The sequence below is a fragment of the Staphylococcus shinii genome, from assembly GCF_017583065.1.
Lineage (GTDB): Bacteria > Bacillota > Bacilli > Staphylococcales > Staphylococcaceae > Staphylococcus > Staphylococcus shinii.
Window position 1 is genome coordinate 1 of record NZ_JAGEVL010000009.1, and the last position, 23,005, is coordinate 23,005.

Here is a 23,005-nt window from a genome sequence, read left to right on the forward strand (position 1 = left end):
AACAAGCTTTGAATTCAAAAAGAAATAATCGCTAGTGTTCGAAAGAACACTCACAGATTAATAACATTTTGGGTTTTCAACCGACTTGTTCGTGTTGAAAGTCAAAAAAGATTAAGTTATTAAGGGCGCACGGTGGATGCCTTGGCACTAGAAGCCGATGAAGGACGTTACTAACGACGATATGCTTTGGGGAGCTGTAAGTAAGCTTTGATCCAGAGATTTCCGAATGGGGAAACCCAGCATGAGTTATGTCATGTTATCGATATGTGAATACATAGCATATCTGAAGGTAGACGCGGAGAACTGAAACATCTTAGTACCCGCAGGAAGAGAAAGAAAAATCGATTCCCTGAGTAGCGGCGAGCGAAACGGGAAGAGCCCAAACCAATGAGCTTGCTTGTTGGGGTTGTAGGACACTCTATACGGAGTTACAAAAGAATAAACTAGACGAATCATCTGGAAAGATGAATCAAAGAAGGTAATAATCCTGTAGTCGAAAGTTTGTTCACTCTTGAGTGGATCCTGAGTACGACGGAACACGAGAAATTCCGTCGGAATCCGGGAGGACCATCTCCCAAGGCTAAATACTCTCTAGTGACCGATAGTGAACCAGTACCGTGAGGGAAAGGTGAAAAGTACCCCGGAAGGGGAGTGAAATAGAACTTGAAACCGTGTGCTTACAAGTAGTCAGAGCCCGTTAATGGGTGATGGCGTGCCTTTTGTAGAATGAACCGGCGAGTTACGATTTGATGCAAGGTTAAGCAGTGAATGTGGAGCCGTAGCGAAAGCGAGTCTGAATAGGGCGTTGAGTATTTGGTCGTAGACCCGAAACCAGGTGATCTACCCATGACCAGGTTGAAGTTCAGGTAACACTGAATGGAGGACCGAACCGACTTACGTTGAAAAGTGAGCGGATGAGTTGTGGGTAGCGGAGAAATTCCAATCGAACCTGGAGATAGCTGGTTCTCTCCGAAATAGCTTTAGGGCTAGCCTCAAGTGATGATTATTGGAGGTAGAGCACTGTTTGGACGAGGGGCCCTTATCGGGTTACCGAATTCAGACAAACTCCGAATGCCAATCAATTTAACTTGGGAGTTAGAACGCGGGTGATAAGGTCCGTGTTCGAAAGGGAAACAGCCCAGACCACCAGCTAAGGTCCCAAAATATATGTTAAGTGGAAAAGGATGTGGCGTTGCCCAGACAACTAGGATGTTGGCTTAGAAGCAGCCATCATTTAAAGAGTGCGTAATAGCTCACTAGTCGAGTGACACTGCGCCGAAAATGTACCGGGGCTAAACATATTACCGAAGCTGTGGATTGTCCGTAAGGACAATGGTAGGAGAGCGTTCTAAGGGCGTTGAAGCATGATCGCAAGGACATGTGGAGCGCTTAGAAGTGAGAATGCCGGTGTGAGTAGCGAAAGACGGGTGAGAATCCCGTCCACCGATTGACTAAGGTTTCCAGAGGAAGGCTCGTCCGCTCTGGGTTAGTCGGGTCCTAAGCTGAGGCCGATAGGCGTAGGCGATGGATAACAGGTTGATATTCCTGTACCACCATAATTCGTTTTAAGCGATGGGGGGACGCAGTAGGATAGGCGAAGCGTACGATTGGATTGTACGTCCAAGCAGTAAGACTGAGTGTTAGGCAAATCCGGCACTCTTAAGGTCAAGCTGTGATGGGGAGAGGAAATTGTTTCCTCGAGTCGTTGATTTCACACTGCCGAGAAAAGCCTCTAGCTAGAATTGTGGTGCCCGTACCGCAAACCGACACAGGTAGTCAAGATGAGAATTCTAAGGTGAGCGAGCGAACTCTCGTTAAGGAACTCGGCAAAATGACCCCGTAACTTCGGGAGAAGGGGTGCTCTTTAGGGTTAACGCCCAGGAGAGCCGCAGTGAATAGGCCCAAGCGACTGTTTATCAAAAACACAGGTCTCTGCTAAACCGTAAGGTGATGTATAGGGGCTGACGCCTGCCCGGTGCTGGAAGGTTAAGAGGAGTGGTTAGCTTCTGCGAAGCTACGAATCGAAGCCCCAGTAAACGGCGGCCGTAACTATAACGGTCCTAAGGTAGCGAAATTCCTTGTCGGGTAAGTTCCGACCCGCACGAAAGGCGTAACGATTTGGGCACTGTCTCAACGAGAGACTCGGTGAAATCATAGTACCTGTGAAGATGCAGGTTACCCGCGACAGGACGGAAAGACCCCGTGGAGCTTTACTGTAGTCTGATATTGAAATTCGGCACAGCTTGTACAGGATAGGTAGGAGCCTGAGATGCGTGAGCGCTAGCTTACGTGGAGGCGTTGGTGGGATACTACCCTCGCTGTGTTGGATTTCTAACCCGCACCATTTATCATGGTGGGAGACAGTGTCAGATGGGCAGTTTGACTGGGGCGGTCGCCTCCTAAAGAGTAACGGAGGCGCTCAAAGGTTTCCTCAGAATGGTTGGAAATCATTCATAGAGTGTAAAGGCATAAGGAAGCTTGACTGCGAGACTTACAAGTCGAGCAGGGTCGAAAGACGGACTTAGTGATCCGGTGGTTCCGCATGGAAGGGCCATCGCTCAACGGATAAAAGCTACCCCGGGGATAACAGGCTTATCTCCCCCAAGAGTTCACATCGACGGGGAGGTTTGGCACCTCGATGTCGGCTCATCGCATCCTGGGGCTGTAGTCGGTCCCAAGGGTTGGGCTGTTCGCCCATTAAAGCGGTACGCGAGCTGGGTTCAGAACGTCGTGAGACAGTTCGGTCCCTATCCGTCGTGGGCGTAGGAAATTTGAGAGGAGCTGTCCTTAGTACGAGAGGACCGGGATGGACATACCTCTGGTGTACCAGTTGTCGTGCCAACGGCATCGCTGGGTAGCTATGTATGGACGGGATAAGTGCTGAAAGCATCTAAGCATGAAGCCCCCCTCAAGATGAGATTTCCCAACTTCGGTTATAAGATCCCTCAAAGATGATGAGGTTAATAGGTTCGAGGTGGAAGCATAGCGATATGTGGAGCTGACGAATACTAATCGATCGAAGACTTAATCAATTTTTAAATGTTTTGTTTTGGTTGAATCATATTTTACTTACTATCTAGTTTTGAATGTATAATTTCATACATTTCATTGTCTGGTGACAATGGCAAAGAGGTCACACCTGTTCCCATGCCGAACACAGAAGTTAAGCTCTTTAGCGCCGATGGTAGTCGGACTTACGTTCCGCAAGAGTAGGACGTTGCCAGGCAATTAAAGACCCAATAGGGTCTTTTTTTTATGCGCGAAGAGTTTAACTTCAACGTAAAACAATTGTTGAGAGAAAGCGTTTGAAGCTGACGAACTAAACGAATGACGAAACGAGCTTACGAGTGGTAAGTGAGTGAGGAAAGCGTGCAAGTGAGAAAAGATGCGAGCGCTTGTCTCACGACAAGAAAGGTCTTTAGCGCCGATGGTAGTCGGACTTACGTTCCGCAAGAGTAGGACGTTGCCAGGCAATTAAAGACCCAATAGGGTCTTTTTTTATGCGCGAAGAGCTTAACTTCAACGTAAAACAATTGTCAGTCGCAACGGAATACATGAGCAGAAGCTCATGCATAAGTCCCACTAATACAACGAAATATAATCTGATAAGAGAGCAACAAGTTTTATCTAAATAAATTAGAAGTTAGAATATAAAAGTGGGACTTTAGAAGCTGACGAACTAAACGAATGACGAAACGAGCTTACGAGTGGTAAGTGAGTGAGGAAAGCGTGCAAGTGAGAAAAGATGCGAGCGCTTGTCTCACGACAAGAAAGGTCTTTAGCGCCGAAGGCAGCAGACTTACGTTCCGCAAGAGTAGGATGTTGCCAGCCAATTATGATGTGCACCCCAAAAATTGGACTAAAAATTTAACTTATGGAATGCATTTTTAAGGGTAAGCATTATAAATATGAATTTAAAATAAGCGAATCATTTATTAAAACGACGTTTTAATACGGATCGCCCTTATCAAAAAGTAGTTACTAATATTAATGGATCAAAATTATATTTATCTGCATTTATGAATTTATAAGGAATACATGAGCTTTAAACGCATAAACTATCAATTAATGCATTTGTATGTGCTTCAAGTTCTGAAAAAGGGATGCCACCAAATCCTAATATAAATTTTACAGATTGTTGCGTAGCATCGTATTGATTAAATGGTGTTATTTTTAATTTATTCATTTCTGCATTTTTTAGACATTCTTTTATAGAAAGACCATTTTTCACTGTTAAATTAAAATGCATACCAGCTAAGGCACCTTCAATTTCTAATTGATCTTCATAAGGCTTGAGTGCTTCAATAATAAATTTTAATTTGCGTCTATATAATTTTCTCATTTTGTTTAAGTGTCTTTCAAAGCTCCCTGATTCCATGAAACTTGCCACAATTTTTTGTAAGTGTGCTGGTACTGTATTACCTTCTTTATGTGCCAAATTATTATACTGACTAAGTAACTTTTTGGGCAAAACAAGATAGGCAATTCTGCAACTGGGAAATAGTGATTTAGAGAATGTACTAATATAAATTACTTTATCCTTAGTATCTAAACTTTGTAACGCAGGAATCGGTTTGCCAAAATAGCGAAACTCAGAATCATAATCATCTTCAATAATATATCTATTATCACATTCGTGTGCCCATGTAATAAGCTGGGTACGCTTTTTTAAATTCATTACATAACCAGTAGGAAATTGATGTGAGGGCGTCACATACGCAATATTGTGATTTGCGGTCTTTAAATAATTAAGCTCAAGGCCAGTTTGATTTACTGGGACTTGCATATAAGGTATTTGTCTTTTTTCTAATACTTGCTTAATTGGAGGATAACTTGGATTTTCAATAAAGAATTGTGCTTTATTTAAAATGTCTGTTAGCAGGTTAATTAATTGTTCAGTTGATGATCCTATAATAATTTGTTCAGGGTGACATGATACACCACGGCTGTTGAATAAATAGTGAGCAATTTCTTGTCTTAATGACCACTCACCTTTGGGATTTGCATGTTGTAGTAACTGCAATTGATTTATTTCAAAAGCATCTCGGGCATATTTTCTAAACTGTTGAATTGGAAAGTAATCAGTATCAATTTCTGATAAATTGAATGCATATTTGTAATAAGCATCATGATTATTATTTTGGGATGATAAATATTCATCTGTATTGAATTGTGTTTTTCTATTGATTATAGGTAATGTTTCAATATCTGAAACGAAATAACCTGAACGTGGTTTAGAGTATATATAACCTTCATCGAGTAGAAATTGATAGGCATGTTCAATTGTTGTATTACTAACTGAAAGGTGTTGCCCTAATGCGCGTTTAGAAGGAAATTTATCTCCTGATTTATATTGACCTTCAATGATTTGAGTTTTTAAATTTTTATATAAATCGATATAAAGATGTGATTTTGACATAAAACTGACCCCCAAAATTAAATTGAAATTGAACCTTTTTAAATACCAGTTTATCTCTTAAAATGAATTTAATCAACTAAGTAAAGGGGAAAAACAAATGTCTAAAGTAACTGGATCAGAGAGAGTTAAAAGAGGAATGGCAGAAATGCAAAAAGGCGGCGTAATTATGGACGTTGTCAATGCTGAACAAGCTAAAATAGCAGAGGAAGCAGGAGCAGTTGCAGTAATGGCATTAGAACGTGTACCTTCTGATATTAGGGCTGCTGGTGGTGTTGCACGTATGGCTAATCCTAAAATTGTAGAAGAAGTTATGAACGCTGTTTCAATTCCTGTAATGGCAAAAGGACGTATTGGCCATATTACTGAAGCTCGTGTACTTGAATCAATGGGTGTAGACTACATTGATGAATCAGAAGTATTAACGCCTGCAGATGAAGAGTATCATCTATTAAAAGACACGTTTACAGTGCCATTTGTATGTGGATGCCGTAACTTAGGTGAAGCTGCAAGACGTATTGGTGAAGGCGCGGCGATGTTACGTACAAAAGGTGAGCCGGGTACAGGAAACATTGTAGAAGCTGTTAGACACATGCGTCAAGTTAATGCAGAAGTAAAAAGATTAACAGTGATGAATGATGATGAAATCATGACTGAAGCTAAAAATATTGGAGCGCCATTTGAAGTATTAAAAAATATTAAAGAAAATGGTAAATTACCTGTTGTTAACTTTGCTGCTGGTGGTGTGGCTACGCCTCAAGACGCAGCACTAATGATGGAATTAGGTGCAGATGGTGTATTCGTTGGTTCTGGTATATTTAAATCAGAAGATCCAGAAAAATTCGCTAAAGCTATTGTGCAAGCTACAACTCACTACCAAGATTATGAATTAATCGGACGTTTAGCTAAAGACTTAGGTACAGCTATGAAAGGTTTAGACATCAATGAATTAACTTTAGAAGAACGTATGCAAGAGCGTGGATGGTAGTATGAAAATTGGTGTACTAGCACTTCAAGGTGCAGTAAGGGAACATATACGTCATATTGAACTTAGCGGTCATGAAGGTATTGCAATTAAGCGTACAGAACAATTAGATGACATTGATGGTCTTATTTTACCTGGTGGTGAATCTACTACATTACGTCGATTAATGAATTTATATGGCTTTAAAGAAGCACTACAACAATCTACATTACCTATGTTTGGAACGTGTGCTGGATTAATAGTTATGGCTAAGCATATTGTTGGTGAAGAAGGCTATTTAGATAAATTAGACATCACTGTTCAAAGAAATTCATTTGGTAGACAAGTGGATAGTTTTGAAAGTGAATTAAATGTACAAGGTATCGCAGAAGATATTGAAGGTGTTTTTATTAGAGCGCCACATATTGAAGCGACACATGGTGAGGTGTCAGTATTAAGTACAGTGGGTGAAAAAATTGTAGCGGTTCAAGAAGGTCAGTACTTAGGAGTATCCTTCCATCCAGAATTAACTGATGACTATAGAATGACACAGTATTTTATAGAAGAAATCGTAAAACCTACTTTGATGATAGAAAATGTATAATAAATAAAACTTCACTAAAATATATATTATCGTATAAGAATTTAATTAATAAGACACTTCGTTATAAAATGATGAGCAATTATTTTACAAGACGAAGTGTCTCATTTTAGTTTAAATAAATTTTGCCTTAGTGATTAGGTATTAAAATTTTAATGATTTGTATAGGGAAGAGTTTAAATTATTGATTTATGTTGTTTGAATAGTAATTATGGACAGATTAAGAGATGATTTACTAAGTATCTAAAAAGCACACTTCCATTTGAAAAGAAGTGTGCTTTTTATAGTTTGTTTGCGTTATGTAGCAAGATTTTATTTTTGTAACAAAAGTAGTTGAGTTTATTTAAATAATTCTTAAACCAAACGAACAAGCAATTTAACATTTATCAATAACTATGTCTAAGTTACATTTTAAATAAAGAATCCGGCAATAGCTGCTGAAATGAATGAAACAAGTGTGGCACCGAATAATAATTTTAGTCCAAAACGTGCTACGATATCACCTTTTTCATTATTAAGTGATTTAATTGCCCCAGAAATAATTCCGATAGAGCTAAAGTTTGCAAATGATACTACAAATACTGAAATAACGCCTTTAGCATGCGCGCTCATATTTTTAATTTCGCTTAAACTTTGCATTGCAACAAATTCATTTGATAGTAATTTAGTAGCCATAATGGATCCAGCTTGTACTGCATCGTCCCAAGGTACACCAATTAAGAATGCAAACGGTGCAAAGATAAAGCCAATTAGTGTTTGGAAGTCCCAAGTGATACTGCCACCAGATAAACCAGTAAAGATTGCACTAACAACACCATTAAGTAAGGCGATGATGGCAATATAACCAATTAACATTGCTCCTACGATGACTGCGACTTTAAAACCATCTAGGATATATTCACCTAACATTTCGAAAAATGATTGTTTTCCTGATTCACTCTCTTCAACGATAAGTTTATCTTCTTTAGCATCAACTTTATAAGGATTGATGATAGAAGCAATAATGAAACCGCCAAAAAGATTTAGTACAACGGCTGTAACTACAAAACGTGGTTCAATTAATGTGAAATAAGCCCCGATAATTGAAGCTGATACAGTAGACATTGCAGAAGCTGTTAAAGTATATAGACGTTGTTTAGGAATATGTGCTAATTCCTTTTTCAATGAAATAAATACTTCAGATTGTCCTAAAATTGCTGCTGCAACAGCATTATATGATTCTAAACGACCCATACCATTAATTTTCGAAATGGCTAAACCTAAAACATTAATAATCCAAGGTAGGATTCTTGTATATTGTAAAATACCAATCAAAGCTGAAATGAACACGATTGGTAATAATACATTAAAGAAGAAAGGCGGGTTATCTGGATCTACAAATTCAAATCCACCAAACACAAAGTTCACACCTTCTGCTGCTTTTGCTAATAAATAATTAAATCCGTCTGATATGCCACCAATAACTGTAATCCCAAATTTTGTTTTGAGTAAAATAAATGCGAATACTAATTGTATTACAAGTAATAAACCGACATATTGCCAACGAATATTTTTTCTATCTGAGCTAAATAGAAACGCCAATGCAAGAAACACTGCTATCCCAATTAAACCAATAATAATATGCATAAGTCATTCATCCCTTTTAATTTTTCTTAACTTCTATAATACAATAAATTAGATAGCACTTACATCTTTAATTAAAAATTTTTAAAACATATTGGTTGAAAAAGGTCAAAGTTGGTCATATAATATAGTCAAAGAAGGTCAAAAGAGGTGATAATCATGCACAACATGTCTGACATCATAGAACAATACATTAAAAAGTTATTTGAAGACACCAATGAAGACGTTGTAGAAATTCAACGTGCCAATATTGCACAGCGCTTTGACTGTGTGCCTTCCCAGCTTAATTATGTAATCAAAACACGCTTTACAAATGAGCACGGCTATGAGATTGAGAGTAAAAGAGGTGGTGGCGGATATATTCGAATCACCAAAATTGAAAACAGAGATGAGACAGGTTACATTAATCATTTACTTCAATTAGTTGGTCCATCTATTTCACAACAGCAAGCATATTACATTGTAGATGGCTTATTGGATAAAAATTACATTAATGAACGTGAAGCAAAAATGATACATGCCGTTATAGACAGAGAGACATTAAAAATGGATGTATTATCCAGAGATATCATTCGAGCAAATATTATAAAACGGTTATTGCATGTTATAAATTATTATTAAATTGAGGTGTTTCGTCGTGCTATGCGAGAATTGTCATTTGAATGAAGCAGAAGTGAAATTGGCAGTGAAAGGTCAAGATGGTATAAATGAAAAATGGGTTTGTTCTACATGTGCACAAGGTGGCAATCCGTGGACTCAAAATCAACAAATACAATCCCAAGATGATATTGAAGGCGCATTTGTAGTAAAGCAAATCTTACAGCACTTAGCTGCTAAGCACGGTATCGATTTTGACGAAATTGCTTTTAAAGAAGAAAAACGATGTCCTACTTGTCATATGACATTAAAAGATATCGCACATGTTGGTAAATTTGGTTGTTCAGATTGCTATGCGACATTCAAAGAGGACATCGTTGATATTGTACGACGCGTACAAGGTGGTCAAATTGAACATGTAGGAAAAACACCACATTCTTCACATAGAAAGTTAGCATTAAAAAAACAAATAGAAGAAAAAAGTTCCTATTTAAAACAATTGATAGAAGAACAGAACTTTGAAGAAGCCGCCGTTGTTCGTGATGAAATTAAAGCATTGAAAGAAGATGGCGAGGTGAAGCATGATGAGTAAAAATGATATTAGTGCATACATGAGTGAATGGATGCGTGATAGAGAAGAAAGCCCGATTGTCATGTCTTCGCGAATACGATTGGCAAGAAATTTAGAAAATCATGTGCACCCATTAATGTTTTTATCTGAACAAGATGGTTTTCGAATAATTAATGATGTACAAGATGCGCTTCCTGACTTGTCTGTACAGCGCTTAGATTCAATGGATCAACAAAGCAAATACAAGCTTGTCGCGAAACATCTTATAAGTCCAGAATTAATAAGACAACCTGCTTCTGCCGTATTACTCAATGAAGATGAATCTTTAAGCATTATGATTAATGAAGAAGATCATATTCGTATTCAAGCCATGGGTAACGATTTATCACTATCATCTTTATATGAAAAAGCTTCTAAAATTGATGATCAACTTGATAGTGAATTAGATGTAAGTTTTGATGAAACTTTAGGTTATTTAACAACATGCCCTACTAATATTGGAACAGGCATGCGTGCTAGTGTGATGTTGCATTTGCCTGGTTTGACAATAATGAAACGTATGAATCGTATTGCTCAAACAATTAATCGTTTCGGTTTTACAATTAGAGGTATTTATGGAGAAGGATCCCAAGTTTATGGTCATATATACCAAATTTCAAATCAACTTACTTTAGGTAAAACAGAAGAAGAAATCATTGAAAGTTTATCAGAGGTAGTGCAACAAATTATTAATGAAGAAATGCAAATTCGCGAACGATTAAACCGACATAATCATATTGAAACACTAGACAGAGTATATCGTTCGTTAGGAATATTAAAATATAGTAGACTAATATCTATGGAGGAAGCTTCGCTAAGATTAAGTGAAGTGAAACTTGGTTTAGATTTAGGCTATATTGAATTAGAAGACTTCAAGTTTAACGAGTTAATGGTTGCAATACAATCGCCATTCTTATTAGACGAAGAAGATGATAGAGCAGTTAATGAAAAAAGAGCAGATATATTAAGAGAACATATAAATTAGGAGGTCATACTATATGCTATTTGGTAGACTAACAGAACGTGCTCAACGCGTACTGGCACATGCTCAAGAAGAAGCAATACGCTTAAATCATTCAAATATTGGAACTGAACATTTACTTTTAGGTTTAATGAAAGAGCCGGAAGGTATTGCTGCTAAAGTTTTAGAAACATTTGATATTACTGAAGAAAAAGTAGTTGAAGAAGTAGAAAAATTAATCGGCCATGGTCAAGAACAAATGGGCGCATTACACTATACACCTCGTGCGAAAAAAGTAATTGAATTATCAATGGATGAAGCTAGAAAATTACACCATAATTTCGTAGGAACAGAGCATATCTTACTTGGATTAATCAGAGAAAATGAAGGAGTGGCAGCTCGTGTGTTTGCAAACTTAGATTTAAATATTACGAAAGCGCGCGCACAAGTTGTTAAAGCTTTAGGCAGTCCAGAAACAAGTAATAAAAATGCTCAAGCTAATAAATCTAATAATACACCAACACTAGACAGTCTTGCTCGTGACTTAACAGTTATCGCAAAAGATGGCACTTTAGACCCTGTCATTGGTAGAGAAAAAGAAATTACAAGAGTCATTGAAGTTTTAAGTCGTCGTACTAAGAACAACCCTGTATTAATTGGTGAACCGGGTGTTGGTAAAACTGCGATTGCTGAAGGCTTAGCTCAAGCCATTGTTAATAACGAAGTACCTGAAACGCTTAAAGGTAAGCGCGTAATGTCACTAGATATGGGGACAGTTGTTGCTGGAACAAAATATCGTGGCGAGTTTGAAGAACGTTTGAAAAAAGTAATGGAAGAAATCCATCAAGCAGGTAATGTAGTATTATTCATTGATGAATTACACACATTAGTAGGTGCAGGTGGTGCAGAAGGTGCTATAGATGCATCTAATATTCTGAAACCAGCATTAGCTCGTGGCGAATTACAATGTATCGGTGCAACTACTTTAGATGAATACCGTAAAAACATTGAAAAAGATGCAGCGCTTGAACGTCGTTTCCAACCTGTTCAAGTTGGTGAACCAACTGTCGAAGATACAATTGAAATTTTAAAAGGATTACGTGACCGTTATGAAGCGCATCATCGTATTAACATTTCAGATCAAGCTTTAGAATCAGCTGCTAAATTAAGTCACCGTTATATTTCAGATCGTTTCTTACCAGACAAAGCGATAGATTTAATTGATGAAGCAAGTTCTAAAGTAAGACTTAAGAGTCATACAACACCACCAAACTTAAAAGAAATTGAACAACAAATAGAACAAGTTAAGAATGAAAAAGATGCAGCTGTTCATGCTCAAGAGTTTGAAAATGCAGCAAACTTGCGCGATAAACAAACAAAATTAGAAAAACAATATGAAGAAGCAAATAACAACTGGAAAAATTCTCAAAATGGTGATAACACATCTCTATCAGAAGAAGATATTGGTGAAGTCATCGCTGGTTGGACAGGAATCCCATTAACAAAAATTAATGAAACAGAATCAGACCGTCTGCTTAACTTAGAAGACACACTTCACAATAGAGTGATTGGTCAAAAAGATGCCGTTACATCTATTAGTAAAGCAGTTAGACGTGCTAGAGCTGGATTGAAAGATCCTAAACGTCCTATCGGTAGCTTTATCTTCTTAGGACCAACAGGTGTAGGTAAAACTGAATTAGCACGTGCATTAGCTGAGTCTATGTTCGGTGAAGATGATGCAATGATCCGAGTTGATATGAGTGAGTTTATGGAAAAACATGCTGTCAGTCGTTTAGTTGGTGCCCCTCCAGGTTATGTAGGTCATGACGATGGTGGCCAATTGACTGAAAAAGTAAGACGTAAACCTTACTCAGTAATCTTATTTGATGAAATTGAAAAAGCACACCCTGATGTGTTCAATATTCTGTTACAAGTATTAGATGATGGTCACTTAACAGATACAAAAGGTCGCCGCGTAGATTTCCGTAATACAGTTATTATTATGACATCTAACGTAGGCGCGCAAGAATTACAAGACCAACGTTTTGCTGGTTTTGGAGGCGCGTCTGAAGGCCAAGATTACGAAACAATCCGTAAGACAATGATGAAAGAATTGAAGAACGCATTCCGTCCAGAATTCTTAAACCGTGTTGATGATATTATCGTATTCCACAAACTTTCTAAAGAAGAATTGAAAGAAATTGTAACTATGATGGTGGATAAACTTACAGAACGCCTTTCTGAACAAGATATTAATATTAAGGTTACAGAAGCGGCAAAAGAAAAAATTGCTGAAGAAGGTTATGACCCTGAATATGGTGCTAGACCATTAATCCGTGCAATTCAAAAAACAGTTGAAGATAACTTAAGTGAATTAATTTTAGAAGGTAATCAAGTTGAAGGTAAAGAAGTTATAATTAATCATGACGGTAAAGAATTTAAGTATGATATTCATGATAGAAAAGATACAACTAAAGATAAAGAAACAACTGAATCTTAAAAGTTAAGTATGAATTAAAGCAGTACTTCTCAAATATGTAAGTGCATATTTGGGGAGTGCTGCTTTGTTTTTTAGAGTTTTATAAACAATAAAGTAGTATTTATATTTATAAACGAGTAATATTTAAAAAGTCAAAATATAATATCAGTGTTACTATAAACACAAGCGTGGTATTTTATAAAAATAGCTTTTAGCTAAATATTAGAATCTTTAAATTATTAAGATTTTTAAATAACTATATACGAATATTATTCGATTGAATTGTTTGATTATGAATAAAATTTGTTTTTAAACAGACAGAGGTTTAAAATAGATTTGTTCAATGAAAGATGGAGGTGCTGTTTTGGCTAAAAAGAAAGTAATTTTTGAATGTATGGCCTGTGGTTACCAGTCTCCAAAGTGGATGGGGAAATGCCCGAATTGTGGTGGTTGGAACCAAATGGAAGAAATAGTCGAACAAAAGGCCGCGAGTCCAAAACATGGCGTACGCAGTCGAGACAATATTTCTAAAGTACAAAAATTAAATAATATTAAACATGAAACAACGCCACGAGTAAAAACAAATTCTGAAGAATTTAATAGAGTGCTTGGTGGCGGTATAGTAAATGGCTCACTTGTATTGATAGGTGGCGATCCGGGTATCGGTAAGTCTACATTACTTTTACAAATTTGTGCAGCATTATCACAATCTAAAAATGTCCTGTATATTACTGGTGAAGAATCATTAAATCAAACGAAATTAAGAGCGGAAAGATTAGACGAAGATTCAAGCGAATTAAATGTGTTTGCTGAAACAGATTTAGAAGTAATACATGAAACAGTTAAACAACTTAAACCAGATTTACTTGTAGTAGACTCAATTCAAACTATTTTTCATCCAGAAATTAGTTCTGCGCCAGGTTCTGTGTCCCAAGTTAGAGAAAGTACGCAAAGTTTGATGAATATAGCGAAACAATTAAATATAGCTACATTTATTGTGGGACATGTTACGAAAGAAGGCCAAATAGCTGGCCCGCGTTTACTGGAACATATGGTAGATACAGTCCTATACTTTGAAGGTGATGAGCATCACGCGTATCGTATTTTAAGAGCAGTTAAAAACCGTTTTGGTTCTACAAACGAGATGGGCATCTTCGAAATGAAACAAACTGGGCTAAAAGGCGTGAAAAACCCCTCAGAAATGTTCCTTGAAGAACGATCAACTAATGTGCCTGGTTCGACCATTGTTTCTACGATGGAAGGTACAAGACCATTACTTATAGAAGTACAAGCATTAGTGACACCTACTACATTTAATAATCCAAGACGTATGGCCACGGGCATCGATCATAATAGATTGAGCTTACTGATGGCAGTATTGGAAAAGAAAGAGAATTATTTACTACAACAACAAGATGCTTATATTAAAGTGGCAGGAGGCGTACGTTTAACAGAACCAGCTGTAGATTTAGGTATTGTTGTTGCGACTGCTTCAAGTTTCAAAGATTTAACGGTCGACGGTTTAGACTGTTTTATTGGAGAAGTAGGGCTTACAGGAGAAGTTAGACGTGTTTCACGTATAGAACAACGTGTACAAGAAGCAGAAAAATTAGGGTTTAAGCGTGTGATTATTCCGGAATCAAATATAGGTGGATGGCAATTTCCAAATGACATCAAGGTCATAGGTGTTAAAAATGTCCATGAAGCATTAAAATATGCACTAACCAAACATTAATTTAAAAACACAAAGCTATTTAGGCTAAGTATAAAATATATTTGGCCTAAATGACTTTCTTAAGGAAGGTGAGTTAACCTGTGAACATGATAAGACTCATTGTTATCTTGTGCTATATTATCTTGGGTGCAAGTATAGGTGTGTATCTGTTACCAGAGGTAGTCAATGACGCTGGTCTAAATCATTTACCCCTATTAACAAATACTTATTTCAATGGGCTACTAGGGATTATTATATTCTTTTTAATCTTTGGTTGGTTTATTAAAAAAGCAACATATGCTTTAAAAGAATTAGAACAAACAATTATGCGTCAAAGTGCAGTAGAAATATTATTTGCTACAATTGGACTAATGATCGGTTTATTAATTTCTGTTATGATATCTTTTATTTTTCAAATTATCGGCAATAATATCATTAATCATTTTGTGCCAATTATAGTTACAATCATTTTAGGTTATTTCGGCTTTCAATTTGGTTTGCGAAAACGTGATGAAATGTTACTATTTTTACCAGAAAATATGGCGCGTTCAATGTCAATTAATGCCCGTAACGCGGTGCCTAAAATTATTGATACAAGTGCTATTATCGACGGCCGTATATTAGATATTATCGAGTGTGGCTTTATTGATGGAGAAATATTAATTCCTCAAGGTGTTATTAATGAGCTTCAAGTCGTTGCAGATGCGAATGACAGTGTGAAGCGGGAAAAAGGCCAAAGAGGTTTAGATATACTAAATGAATTATATGATACAAATCATCCAACAAGAATCATTCATCCAACTAAGTCTCATAGTGATATAGACGCGATGTTAATTAAATTAGCACAACATTATAGAGCACATATTATAACGACAGATTTTAATCTTAATAAAGTGTGCCATGTTCAAGGTATTCAAGCGTTAAATGTTAATGATCTATCTGAAGCAATTAAACCTTCAGTACATCAAGGTGATCGTTTTAAGCTACTGCTTACGAAAATGGGTAAAGAGTCTGGTCAAGCAGTAGGTTATTTAGACGATGGTACGATGGTTGTTGTAGATAATGCTAAAAAACATATTGGTGAACATATCGATTTAGAAGTAATAAGTTTGTTACAAACTTCTTCGGGTCGAATTATTTTTGCTAAAAAAATAAATTAATTCATAAGTAAAGGTTTCGTATATAATTGTAGCGCTTACAGTTACAATTTCATATGAAACCTTTATTTTTTTGTAAATAAACGTCTTGAAAAAATAAGTAGAACTATAGGATAATTTAAGCACAGAGATATCATATTACTAGTTAAAGTGCTACAATAGATAGCGAAATTGTATTTCTATAAAGGTGAATTGTTTATTCTTTTGTATAAAATTATGCAAAGTGCTTTTCATATAGGATACTTTAAAAAATTATAAGCTATGGTATGATTAATAAGCGATAAATCATAAACTTATTAATAGTTGAGCGTTATTTTCTTGGTGAACTACGCATAGACGAGTTAACACACGTTCGGCCTATTTACTGTGTGAATTTGTGTAATCTGAATATTAACTTAACCAATAAAAAATAAACATTTAAAACGGGAGTGAACATAATGAGTGATCGTGTAAGAGTGAGATATGCGCCAAGTCCAACAGGTTATTTGCATATCGGTAACGCAAGAACTGCATTATTTAACTATTTATTTGCTAAACATTATGACGGAGATTTTGTAATTCGTATTGAAGATACGGATAGTAAACGTAACTTAGCGGATGGAGAATCATCACAATTTGATAACTTAAAATGGTTAGGCATAGAATGGGATGAGTCTGTAGATAAAGATAAGGGTTATGGTCCTTATCGTCAGTCAGAACGGGAGGAAATTTATAACCCGTTAATTCAGCAATTATTAGATGAAGATAAAGCCTATAAATGTTATATGACAGAAGATGAATTAGAAGAAGAACGTGAACAACAAATCGCACGTGGTGAAATGCCACGTTATGGTGGTAAACACGCGCACTTGACAGAAGAAGAACGTCAACAGTTCGAAGCTGAAGGTCGTCAACCATCTATACGTTTCCGTGTACCAAAAGATACAACCTTCTCATTTGATGACATGGTAAAAGGCGAAATTTCATTTGATTCAAATAATATGGGTGATTGGGTTATCGTTAAGAAAGATGGCGTTCCTACGTATAATTTTGCTGTAGCAATAGATGATCATTATATGGAAATTTCTGATGTTATTCGTGGAGATGACCATATCTCTAACACGCCAAAACAGTTGATGATTTTCGAAACATTTGGGTGGGAAGCGCCTAGGTTTGCTCATATGTCACTTATCGTTAATGAAGAACGTAAAAAATTAAGTAAACGTGATGGACAAATTTTACAATTTATCGAACAATATCGTGATTTAGGTTATCTACCAGAAGCATTATTTAACTTTATTACATTGTTAGGCTGGTCACCAGAAGGTGAAGATGAAATCTATTCTCCAGAAGAATTTATTAAGATTTTTGATGAAAAACGTTTATCTAAGTCGCCAGCATTTTTCGATAAACAGAAACTAGCTTGGGTTAATAACCAATATATGAAGCAAAAAGACAGTGAAACGGTATTTGAATTAGCGTTACCACACCTTATTAAAGCAGAGTTAATTCCTGAAAACCCAACAGAAGAAGATTTAGACTGGGGACGTAAACTTGTAGCGCTTTATCAAAAAGAAATGAGTTATGCTGGAGAAATTGTACCTTTATCAGAACTATTCTTCCGCGACGAACAAATTTTAGGTGACGACGAGCAAGAAGTGATTAATGGTGAACAAGTACCTGAACTTATGAACCATTTATACGGTAAATTAGAAGCACTTGAGCCATTTGAAGCGGCTGAAATTAAAAAAACAATCAAAGAAGTTCAAAAAGAGACAGGTATTAAAGGTAAACAATTATTTATGCCTATCCGTGTAGCTGTGACTGGCCAAATGCATGGCCCTGAACTTCCGAATACTATTGAAGTTTTAGGTAGAGAAAAAGTATTGTCTCGCTTAAAAAAATACGTTTAAAGTAAAGTTGTGACATGTAAAGATTGTGTTAAATAGATAACACTTGAAAAATTACATCAAACAACCTATGATTAACATTGAAAATGGCAAAGGATTAGTACGTGATGGAAGTGTATAGAGAGTGTGCGGTAGCTGCAAGCACATCACTGAAATTGTGGAATGCACCTTTGTACAAATAAACTAAATAAACTATAAAGATTAAACAAAAGTCGTTTAACTTTGGGTAATTGCGAATGCATTTAAACAAGTGACTGTGTTTAAAATAAGAGTGGAACCGTGCTAAAGCAAAAGCGCCTCTAACAATTTTAGTTAGAGGCGCTTTTTTAATAAGGAGGTAGCAACCTTGTTTAAAATTTTGAAAAGAATTAAAGATGATGTGAATATGGTGTTTGAACAAGACCCAGCTGCGCGTACTACGTTAGAAGTCGTTACATCTTATGCAGGTGTACATGCAGTTTGGAGCCATTTGATTGCACATGAGCTGTACAAAAAGAAAAAGTACGTATTGGCAAGACTCATTTCTCAAGTCACACGTTTTTTTACAGGCATTGAGATACATCCAGGTGCCCAAATTGGTAGACGTTTGTTTATCGATCATGGCATGGGCGTAGTCATTGGAGAAACATGTCGTATTGGTGATAACGTAACGATTTATCAAGGCGTAACGTTAGGCGGCACGGGTAAAGAAAAAGGAAAACGCCACCCAGATATTGGTGATAACGTATTAATTGCTGCGGGAGCAAAAGTGCTTGGTAATATAACAATTAATGCTAACGTGAATATTGGAGCTAATTCAGTAGTGTTAAATTCAGTGCCAAGTTATTCAACAGTAGTAGGAATACCAGGACATATCGTGAAACAAGATGGTAGACGTATCGGGAAAACGTTTGATCATCGTAATTTACCTGACCCAATTTACGAGCAATTAAAAGAATTAGAAAAACAACTTGAGAAAACAAGAAATGGAGAGATTCAAGATGATTACATTATATAATACATTAACACGTCAAAAAGAGACGTTCGAACCTATTGAACCAGGTAAAGTGAGAATGTATGTTTGTGGACCAACTGTATATAATTACATTCATATTGGTAATGCAAGACCAGCAATAAACTATGACGTAGTTAGAAGATATTTTGAGTATCAAGGTTATGAAGTGATTTATGTATCTAACTTCACTGATGTTGATGATAAATTAATTAAACGTTCTAAAGAATTGGATGAATCAGTTGAAACAATTGCGGATCGTTACATCGAAGCGTTTTATGAAGACGTAGGTGCTTTAAATGTAAAAAAAGCAACATCTAATCCACGTGTGATGAATCACATGGGCGATATAATCAAGTTTATAAAAGAGCTTGTGGACGAAGGCTATGCATATGAAAGTGGTGGCGATGTTTATTTTAGAACACGTAAATTTGAGGATTATGGCAAATTAAGTCATCAATCACTTAATGACCTTAAAGTAGGCGCACGTATTGAACAGGGTGAACAAAAAGAAGACGCATTAGATTTCACATTATGGAAAAAAGCGAAACCGGGCGAGATAAGCTGGGAGAGTCCATTTGGAGAAGGTAGACCAGGTTGGCATATTGAATGTTCAGTTATGGCATACCATGAACTTGGTGCGACAATTGATATTCACGCAGGTGGTACAGATTTACAATTCCCACACCATGAAAATGAAATTGCGCAGTCAGAAGCACATAACCATGCTCCTTTTGCTAATTATTGGATGCATAATGGATTTATAAACATAGATAATGAAAAAATGAGTAAGTCATTAGGTAACTTTGTATTAGTACATGACATTATTAAACAAATTGACCCAGATGTTCTACGCTTTTTCATGATTAGCGTACACTATAGAAGCCCAATCAACTATAATATGGAACTTGTTGAAGCGGCGAAAAGTGGTTTAGAACGTGTGCGTAATAGTTATCAAGCTATTGAAGAACGCGAAGCAATTGCGACAGATGTAGAGGATCAATCTGCATATATTACTGAAATCGATAATATTTTAAGACAATTTGAAACTGTAATGAACGACGATTTTAATACTGCTAATGCAATTACAGCTTGGTATGATTTAGCGAAATTGGCTAATAAATATGTGTTAGAAAATACTACTTCTGTAAAAGTTTTAGCGCGCTTTAAAGAAGTGTACAAAATATTCAGCGATGTCCTTGGTGTTCCGTTAAAAGATAAGGCAAATGACGAATTATTAGATGAGCAAGTTGAAGCTTTAATAGAAGAAAGAAACAATGCCCGTAAAGAAAAAGACTTTGCACGCGCTGATGAAATTCGCGACCAATTAAAAGCGCAAAACATTATACTTGAAGACACGGCTCAGGGTGTGAGATTTAAACGTGGCTAATATTGATAATAAATTATTAAATCCGCTAACACTTGCCTATATGGGCGATGCAGTTTTAGATCAACACGTAAGGGAATATATTGTACTAAAATTAAAAGCGAAACCTAATAGGTTACATCAAGAAGCCAAACGTTATGTCTCTGCTAAAAGTCAGGCACAGACGCTTGAGTTTTTAATGGGAAATGATTGGTTCACTGAAGATGAATTAGATATTGTTCGTCGAGGTAGAAATGCTAAAAGTTATACTAAAGCTAAAAATACAGATATACAAACATATAGAAAAAGTTCAGGCTTAGAAGCAGTCATTGGCTATTTATATTTAGAAAAAGAACAAGAACGTTTGACAGCTTTATTGGAAAGCGTCGTACAAAATGTAAACGAAAGGTAGTGATAATATGGAAGAGATCGTAATCGTTGGGCGACATGCTGTGAAAGAAGCAATCGTTTCAGGGCATACAATTAATAAAATTTTAATTCAAGATACTATCAAAAAAGGCCAAATTAATGAAATTTTAAAAAAGGCAAATAATAGAAAAATTATAGTTCAATCAGTGCCAAAATCAAAAATTGATGGATTATCTGACTCTCCTCATCAAGGGATAGCAGCTTATATTGCGCCATACGAATATGCAGATTTTGATGCGTTTTTAGAAAAGCAAAAAGCACAAGATAAACTATCTACGGTATTAATATTAGATGGTTTGGAGGATCCGCATAATTTAGGTTCTATCTTGAGAACTGCAGATGCTTCAGGTGTTGATGGCGTCATCATACCTAAGAGACGGTCAGTAGCGTTAACACAAACTGTAGCTAAAGCATCTACTGGTGCGATTCAACATATACCAGTTATGAGAGTGACCAATTTAGCCAATACAATTGAAACATTAAAAGACAATGGCTATTGGGTTGTGGGTACAGAAGCGGATAACTCTACGGACTATAGAGAAATGGATGTAGCGATGCCGTTAGCAATCGTTATTGGTAGCGAAGGCCAAGGTATGAGTCGTTTAGTAAAAGAAAAATGTGACTTTTATATCAATATCCCGATGGTTGGACATGTAAATAGCTTGAACGCCTCTGTAGCAGCGAGTTTAATGATGTACGAGGTATTTCGTAAACGTAACAACACTGGAGATAAGACATGAAGGATAGGTACTTAATCATTGATGGATATAATATGATTGGTCATTCGCAGGAATTGAGCCGTATTGCGCAAGATAATCTTGAAGAAGCACGTGAACAATTGCTTATAGCGATAGCAAACTACAATGCAGTAATTGCTGATGAAGTGGTCTGTGTTTTTGATGCTTATGAGCAATCAGGTGCCCATTCTGAATATATGTATCATGGCGTTAAAACGATATTCACCAAAGAAAAAGAAACAGCAGACAGCTATATTGAACGCTATGTGTATGACTTATATGATAAGCATACTAGACACATTACAGTTGTCACGAGCGATATGAGTGAACAACATGCAATATTTGGCGCTGGAGCATATCGTGTATCTTCACGAGAAATGTGGAGAGACTTAAGAGAAAATGAAATGTCTGTGTCTAAAAAACTAGATGGCTTTAATGAACAAAAGCCGCGAACAAGGATAGAACTTTCAAATGAAATTTTAGAAGAATTTGAAAAACTTAGACGTGGAGACAATCATCAATAAAATTATTGTCTACTTGATTTTTTTGCCATAGCCGCTGTATCCTATCTTTACTTTTTAAGAAAGGAAGCTGCTATGTTAGAACAAAACAACAATGACTTTACATCCTTGAAAAATTCAGCACAAATCACTTTTGAAAAACAAGAATTACCAAAAATATTTACGACGCTCATGCCTTTAATTCGTAAAAGGTTAAAACACTTCTCTATTCATCCGAATGATCAAGAGGATTTATGCCAAGAGGTGCTTATTAAACTTTATCAAGCTTTTAAACATTTCGACTTTAAGGATACTACACCTATTGAACATTATGTGAATCGTGTCATTAAAAATGTTAAAAATGACTATATTCGCAAGAAGTTTTATGGTTATGAAATACAAACTTTATTGATTAATGAGTTTATAGTATCTTACAATAATAACAAGATGGAACACCCTATAGACAAACACATCCTAGCTATAGAAGTAGGCGAACATATACAACAATGTATGTTGAAGTTAACTAAGTTAGAACGAATGGTTATCATTTATTTGTTAAAAGATTATAAGCCGAAAGAAATTGCTCAATTATTAAAGTTAGAGAAGAAAGTAGTTTACAACGCGATACATCGTTGTAAAATAAAACTAAGACATCATATAGATGAATGATGATTAGCACAATTCAAAGGTTTATGATTGTTAGTGAAAAGAGTTGTATTGCGTGTGTAGGTCCACGTTTGACGATTGACAATTGACTCAGATGTTATGTATAGTAGATTGGTATTATAATGAGTAAGGGGAAGTCTAATGAAAAAAGTACCATTAAATTGTGATGTATGTGGTAGTAGAAATTATAACGTTCCCAAACAAAGTAATCTAACATCTAGATTAGCATTAAAAAAGTTTTGTTCGAGATGTAATGCACATACGTTGCACAAGGAATCAAAATAATATAACGACATATGAAAGTT

Annotated in this window: 18 protein-coding genes and 2 rRNA genes; 18 read left to right on the forward strand and 2 right to left on the reverse strand. The window is 36.2% G+C overall.

The features are described from left to right. The first annotated feature begins 109 nt into the window (after positions 1 to 109). Together J5E45_RS12775 and rrf are read left to right on the forward strand one after the other, a co-directional pair. Positions 110 to 3,032, forward strand: a 23S ribosomal RNA gene (locus J5E45_RS12775). A gap of 79 nt (positions 3,033 to 3,111) precedes the next feature. Continuing rightward, a 5S ribosomal RNA gene (gene rrf / locus J5E45_RS12780) occupies positions 3,112 to 3,226 on the forward strand. Positions 3,227 to 4,045: 819 nt separating this feature from the next. Here rrf and pdxR read toward each other — a convergent pair. Further along, a complete protein-coding gene (gene pdxR, locus J5E45_RS12785; protein WP_039068612.1) occupies positions 4,046 to 5,419 on the reverse strand; it encodes a MocR-like pyridoxine biosynthesis transcription factor PdxR in 1,374 nt (457 codons plus the stop codon). Between the two features lie 97 nt (positions 5,420 to 5,516). Between pdxR and pdxS the strand changes: the two genes are divergently transcribed. Both pdxS and pdxT read left to right on the forward strand, forming a co-directional pair. Beyond that, positions 5,517 to 6,404, forward strand: a complete 888-nt coding sequence (pdxS, locus tag J5E45_RS12790; protein ID WP_029377948.1) for a pyridoxal 5'-phosphate synthase lyase subunit PdxS — start codon at positions 5,517 to 5,519, stop codon at positions 6,402 to 6,404. A 1-nt stretch (position 6,405) separates the two neighbouring features. Beyond that, positions 6,406 to 6,984 (forward strand): pyridoxal 5'-phosphate synthase glutaminase subunit PdxT, encoded by a 579-nt coding sequence (pdxT, locus tag J5E45_RS12795; protein ID WP_208182306.1) that lies wholly within the window; start codon positions 6,406 to 6,408, stop codon positions 6,982 to 6,984. A 408-nt stretch (positions 6,985 to 7,392) separates the two neighbouring features. Here pdxT and J5E45_RS12800 read toward each other — a convergent pair whose 3' ends face one another. Continuing rightward, positions 7,393 to 8,607, reverse strand: coding sequence for a NupC/NupG family nucleoside CNT transporter (locus tag J5E45_RS12800; protein ID WP_039068609.1), 1,215 nt, complete (start codon positions 8,605 to 8,607; stop codon positions 7,393 to 7,395). Positions 8,608 to 8,763: 156 nt separating this feature from the next. On the opposite strand from J5E45_RS12800, the gene J5E45_RS12805 reads away from it, so the two are divergent. The 14 genes from J5E45_RS12805 (at position 8,764) to rpmG (ending at position 22,985) form a co-directional block, all read left to right on the forward strand. Continuing rightward, positions 8,764 to 9,225: a CtsR family transcriptional regulator gene (locus J5E45_RS12805; RefSeq protein ID WP_017723054.1), complete on the forward strand. Its 462-nt coding sequence runs from the start codon at positions 8,764 to 8,766 to the stop codon at positions 9,223 to 9,225. A 16-nt stretch (positions 9,226 to 9,241) separates the two neighbouring features. Then, complete coding sequence (locus J5E45_RS12810; protein ID WP_107548588.1) at positions 9,242 to 9,793, forward strand: UvrB/UvrC motif-containing protein; 552 nt, start codon at positions 9,242 to 9,244, stop codon at positions 9,791 to 9,793. Next, a complete protein-coding gene (locus J5E45_RS12815; RefSeq protein WP_180948481.1) occupies positions 9,786 to 10,796 on the forward strand; it encodes a protein arginine kinase in 1,011 nt (336 codons plus the stop codon). The genes J5E45_RS12810 and J5E45_RS12815 overlap by 8 nt, the downstream gene beginning before the upstream one ends. Before the next feature lie 13 nt (positions 10,797 to 10,809). Further along, positions 10,810 to 13,272 (forward strand): ATP-dependent Clp protease ATP-binding subunit, encoded by a 2,463-nt coding sequence (locus J5E45_RS12820; RefSeq protein ID WP_039068604.1) that lies wholly within the window; start codon positions 10,810 to 10,812, stop codon positions 13,270 to 13,272. A 343-nt stretch (positions 13,273 to 13,615) separates the two neighbouring features. Continuing rightward, positions 13,616 to 14,986 (forward strand): DNA repair protein RadA, encoded by a 1,371-nt coding sequence (gene radA / locus J5E45_RS12825; RefSeq protein ID WP_069792830.1) that lies wholly within the window; start codon positions 13,616 to 13,618, stop codon positions 14,984 to 14,986. Positions 14,987 to 15,066: 80 nt separating this feature from the next. Beyond that, on the forward strand, positions 15,067 to 16,125 hold the full coding sequence (locus tag J5E45_RS12830) for a PIN/TRAM domain-containing protein (protein WP_039068601.1): 1,059 nt from the start codon (positions 15,067 to 15,069) through the stop codon (positions 16,123 to 16,125). A 434-nt stretch (positions 16,126 to 16,559) separates the two neighbouring features. Further along, complete coding sequence (gene gltX, locus J5E45_RS12835) at positions 16,560 to 18,014, forward strand: glutamate--tRNA ligase (protein ID WP_208182307.1); 1,455 nt, start codon at positions 16,560 to 16,562, stop codon at positions 18,012 to 18,014. A 352-nt stretch (positions 18,015 to 18,366) separates the two neighbouring features. Further along, on the forward strand, positions 18,367 to 19,008 hold the full coding sequence (gene cysE / locus J5E45_RS12840; protein WP_039068620.1) for a serine O-acetyltransferase: 642 nt from the start codon (positions 18,367 to 18,369) through the stop codon (positions 19,006 to 19,008). Beyond that, positions 18,992 to 20,392: a cysteine--tRNA ligase gene (cysS, locus tag J5E45_RS12845; protein ID WP_039068598.1), complete on the forward strand. Its 1,401-nt coding sequence runs from the start codon at positions 18,992 to 18,994 to the stop codon at positions 20,390 to 20,392. Before cysE ends, cysS begins: the two co-directional genes overlap by 17 nt. A gap of 40 nt (positions 20,393 to 20,432) precedes the next feature. Further along, positions 20,433 to 20,780, forward strand: coding sequence for a Mini-ribonuclease 3 (locus J5E45_RS12850; protein ID WP_172643890.1), 348 nt, complete (start codon positions 20,433 to 20,435; stop codon positions 20,778 to 20,780). A 7-nt stretch (positions 20,781 to 20,787) separates the two neighbouring features. Further along, positions 20,788 to 21,537 (forward strand): 23S rRNA (guanosine(2251)-2'-O)-methyltransferase RlmB, encoded by a 750-nt coding sequence (gene rlmB, locus J5E45_RS12855; RefSeq protein ID WP_069792828.1) that lies wholly within the window; start codon positions 20,788 to 20,790, stop codon positions 21,535 to 21,537. Next, a complete protein-coding gene (locus J5E45_RS12860) occupies positions 21,534 to 22,058 on the forward strand; it encodes an NYN domain-containing protein (RefSeq protein ID WP_039068594.1) in 525 nt (174 codons plus the stop codon). The genes rlmB and J5E45_RS12860 overlap by 4 nt, the downstream gene beginning before the upstream one ends. Positions 22,059 to 22,130: 72 nt before the next feature. After that, positions 22,131 to 22,703, forward strand: a complete 573-nt coding sequence (locus J5E45_RS12865; protein ID WP_039068593.1) for a sigma-70 family RNA polymerase sigma factor — start codon at positions 22,131 to 22,133, stop codon at positions 22,701 to 22,703. A 138-nt stretch (positions 22,704 to 22,841) separates the two neighbouring features. Continuing rightward, positions 22,842 to 22,985, forward strand: a complete 144-nt coding sequence (rpmG, locus tag J5E45_RS12870; protein ID WP_080750302.1) for a 50S ribosomal protein L33 — start codon at positions 22,842 to 22,844, stop codon at positions 22,983 to 22,985. Positions 22,986 to 23,005 lie beyond the last annotated feature (20 nt).

Bases quoted from the DNA above. Each gene is read 5' to 3' on its own strand.
- pdxR (WP_039068612.1), bottom strand. From the start codon at position 5,419: ATGTCAAAATCACATCTTTATATCGATTTATATAAAAATTTAAAAACT.
- pdxS (WP_029377948.1), top strand. From the start codon at position 5,517: ATGTCTAAAGTAACTGGATCAGAGAGAGTTAAAAGAGGAATGGCAGAA.
- pdxT (WP_208182306.1), top strand. From the start codon at position 6,406: ATGAAAATTGGTGTACTAGCACTTCAAGGTGCAGTAAGGGAACATATA.
- J5E45_RS12800 (WP_039068609.1), bottom strand. From the start codon at position 8,607: ATGCATATTATTATTGGTTTAATTGGGATAGCAGTGTTTCTTGCATTG.
- J5E45_RS12805 (WP_017723054.1), top strand. From the start codon at position 8,764: ATGCACAACATGTCTGACATCATAGAACAATACATTAAAAAGTTATTT.
- J5E45_RS12815 (WP_180948481.1), top strand. From the start codon at position 9,786: ATGAGTAAAAATGATATTAGTGCATACATGAGTGAATGGATGCGTGAT.
- J5E45_RS12820 (WP_039068604.1), top strand. From the start codon at position 10,810: ATGCTATTTGGTAGACTAACAGAACGTGCTCAACGCGTACTGGCACAT.
- gltX (WP_208182307.1), top strand. From the start codon at position 16,560: ATGAGTGATCGTGTAAGAGTGAGATATGCGCCAAGTCCAACAGGTTAT.
- cysS (WP_039068598.1), top strand. From the start codon at position 18,992: ATGATTACATTATATAATACATTAACACGTCAAAAAGAGACGTTCGAA.
- J5E45_RS12850 (WP_172643890.1), top strand. From the start codon at position 20,433: ATGGGCGATGCAGTTTTAGATCAACACGTAAGGGAATATATTGTACTA.
- rlmB (WP_069792828.1), top strand. From the start codon at position 20,788: ATGGAAGAGATCGTAATCGTTGGGCGACATGCTGTGAAAGAAGCAATC.
- J5E45_RS12860 (WP_039068594.1), top strand. From the start codon at position 21,534: ATGAAGGATAGGTACTTAATCATTGATGGATATAATATGATTGGTCAT.
- J5E45_RS12865 (WP_039068593.1), top strand. From the start codon at position 22,131: ATGTTAGAACAAAACAACAATGACTTTACATCCTTGAAAAATTCAGCA.
- rpmG (WP_080750302.1), top strand. From the start codon at position 22,842: ATGAAAAAAGTACCATTAAATTGTGATGTATGTGGTAGTAGAAATTAT.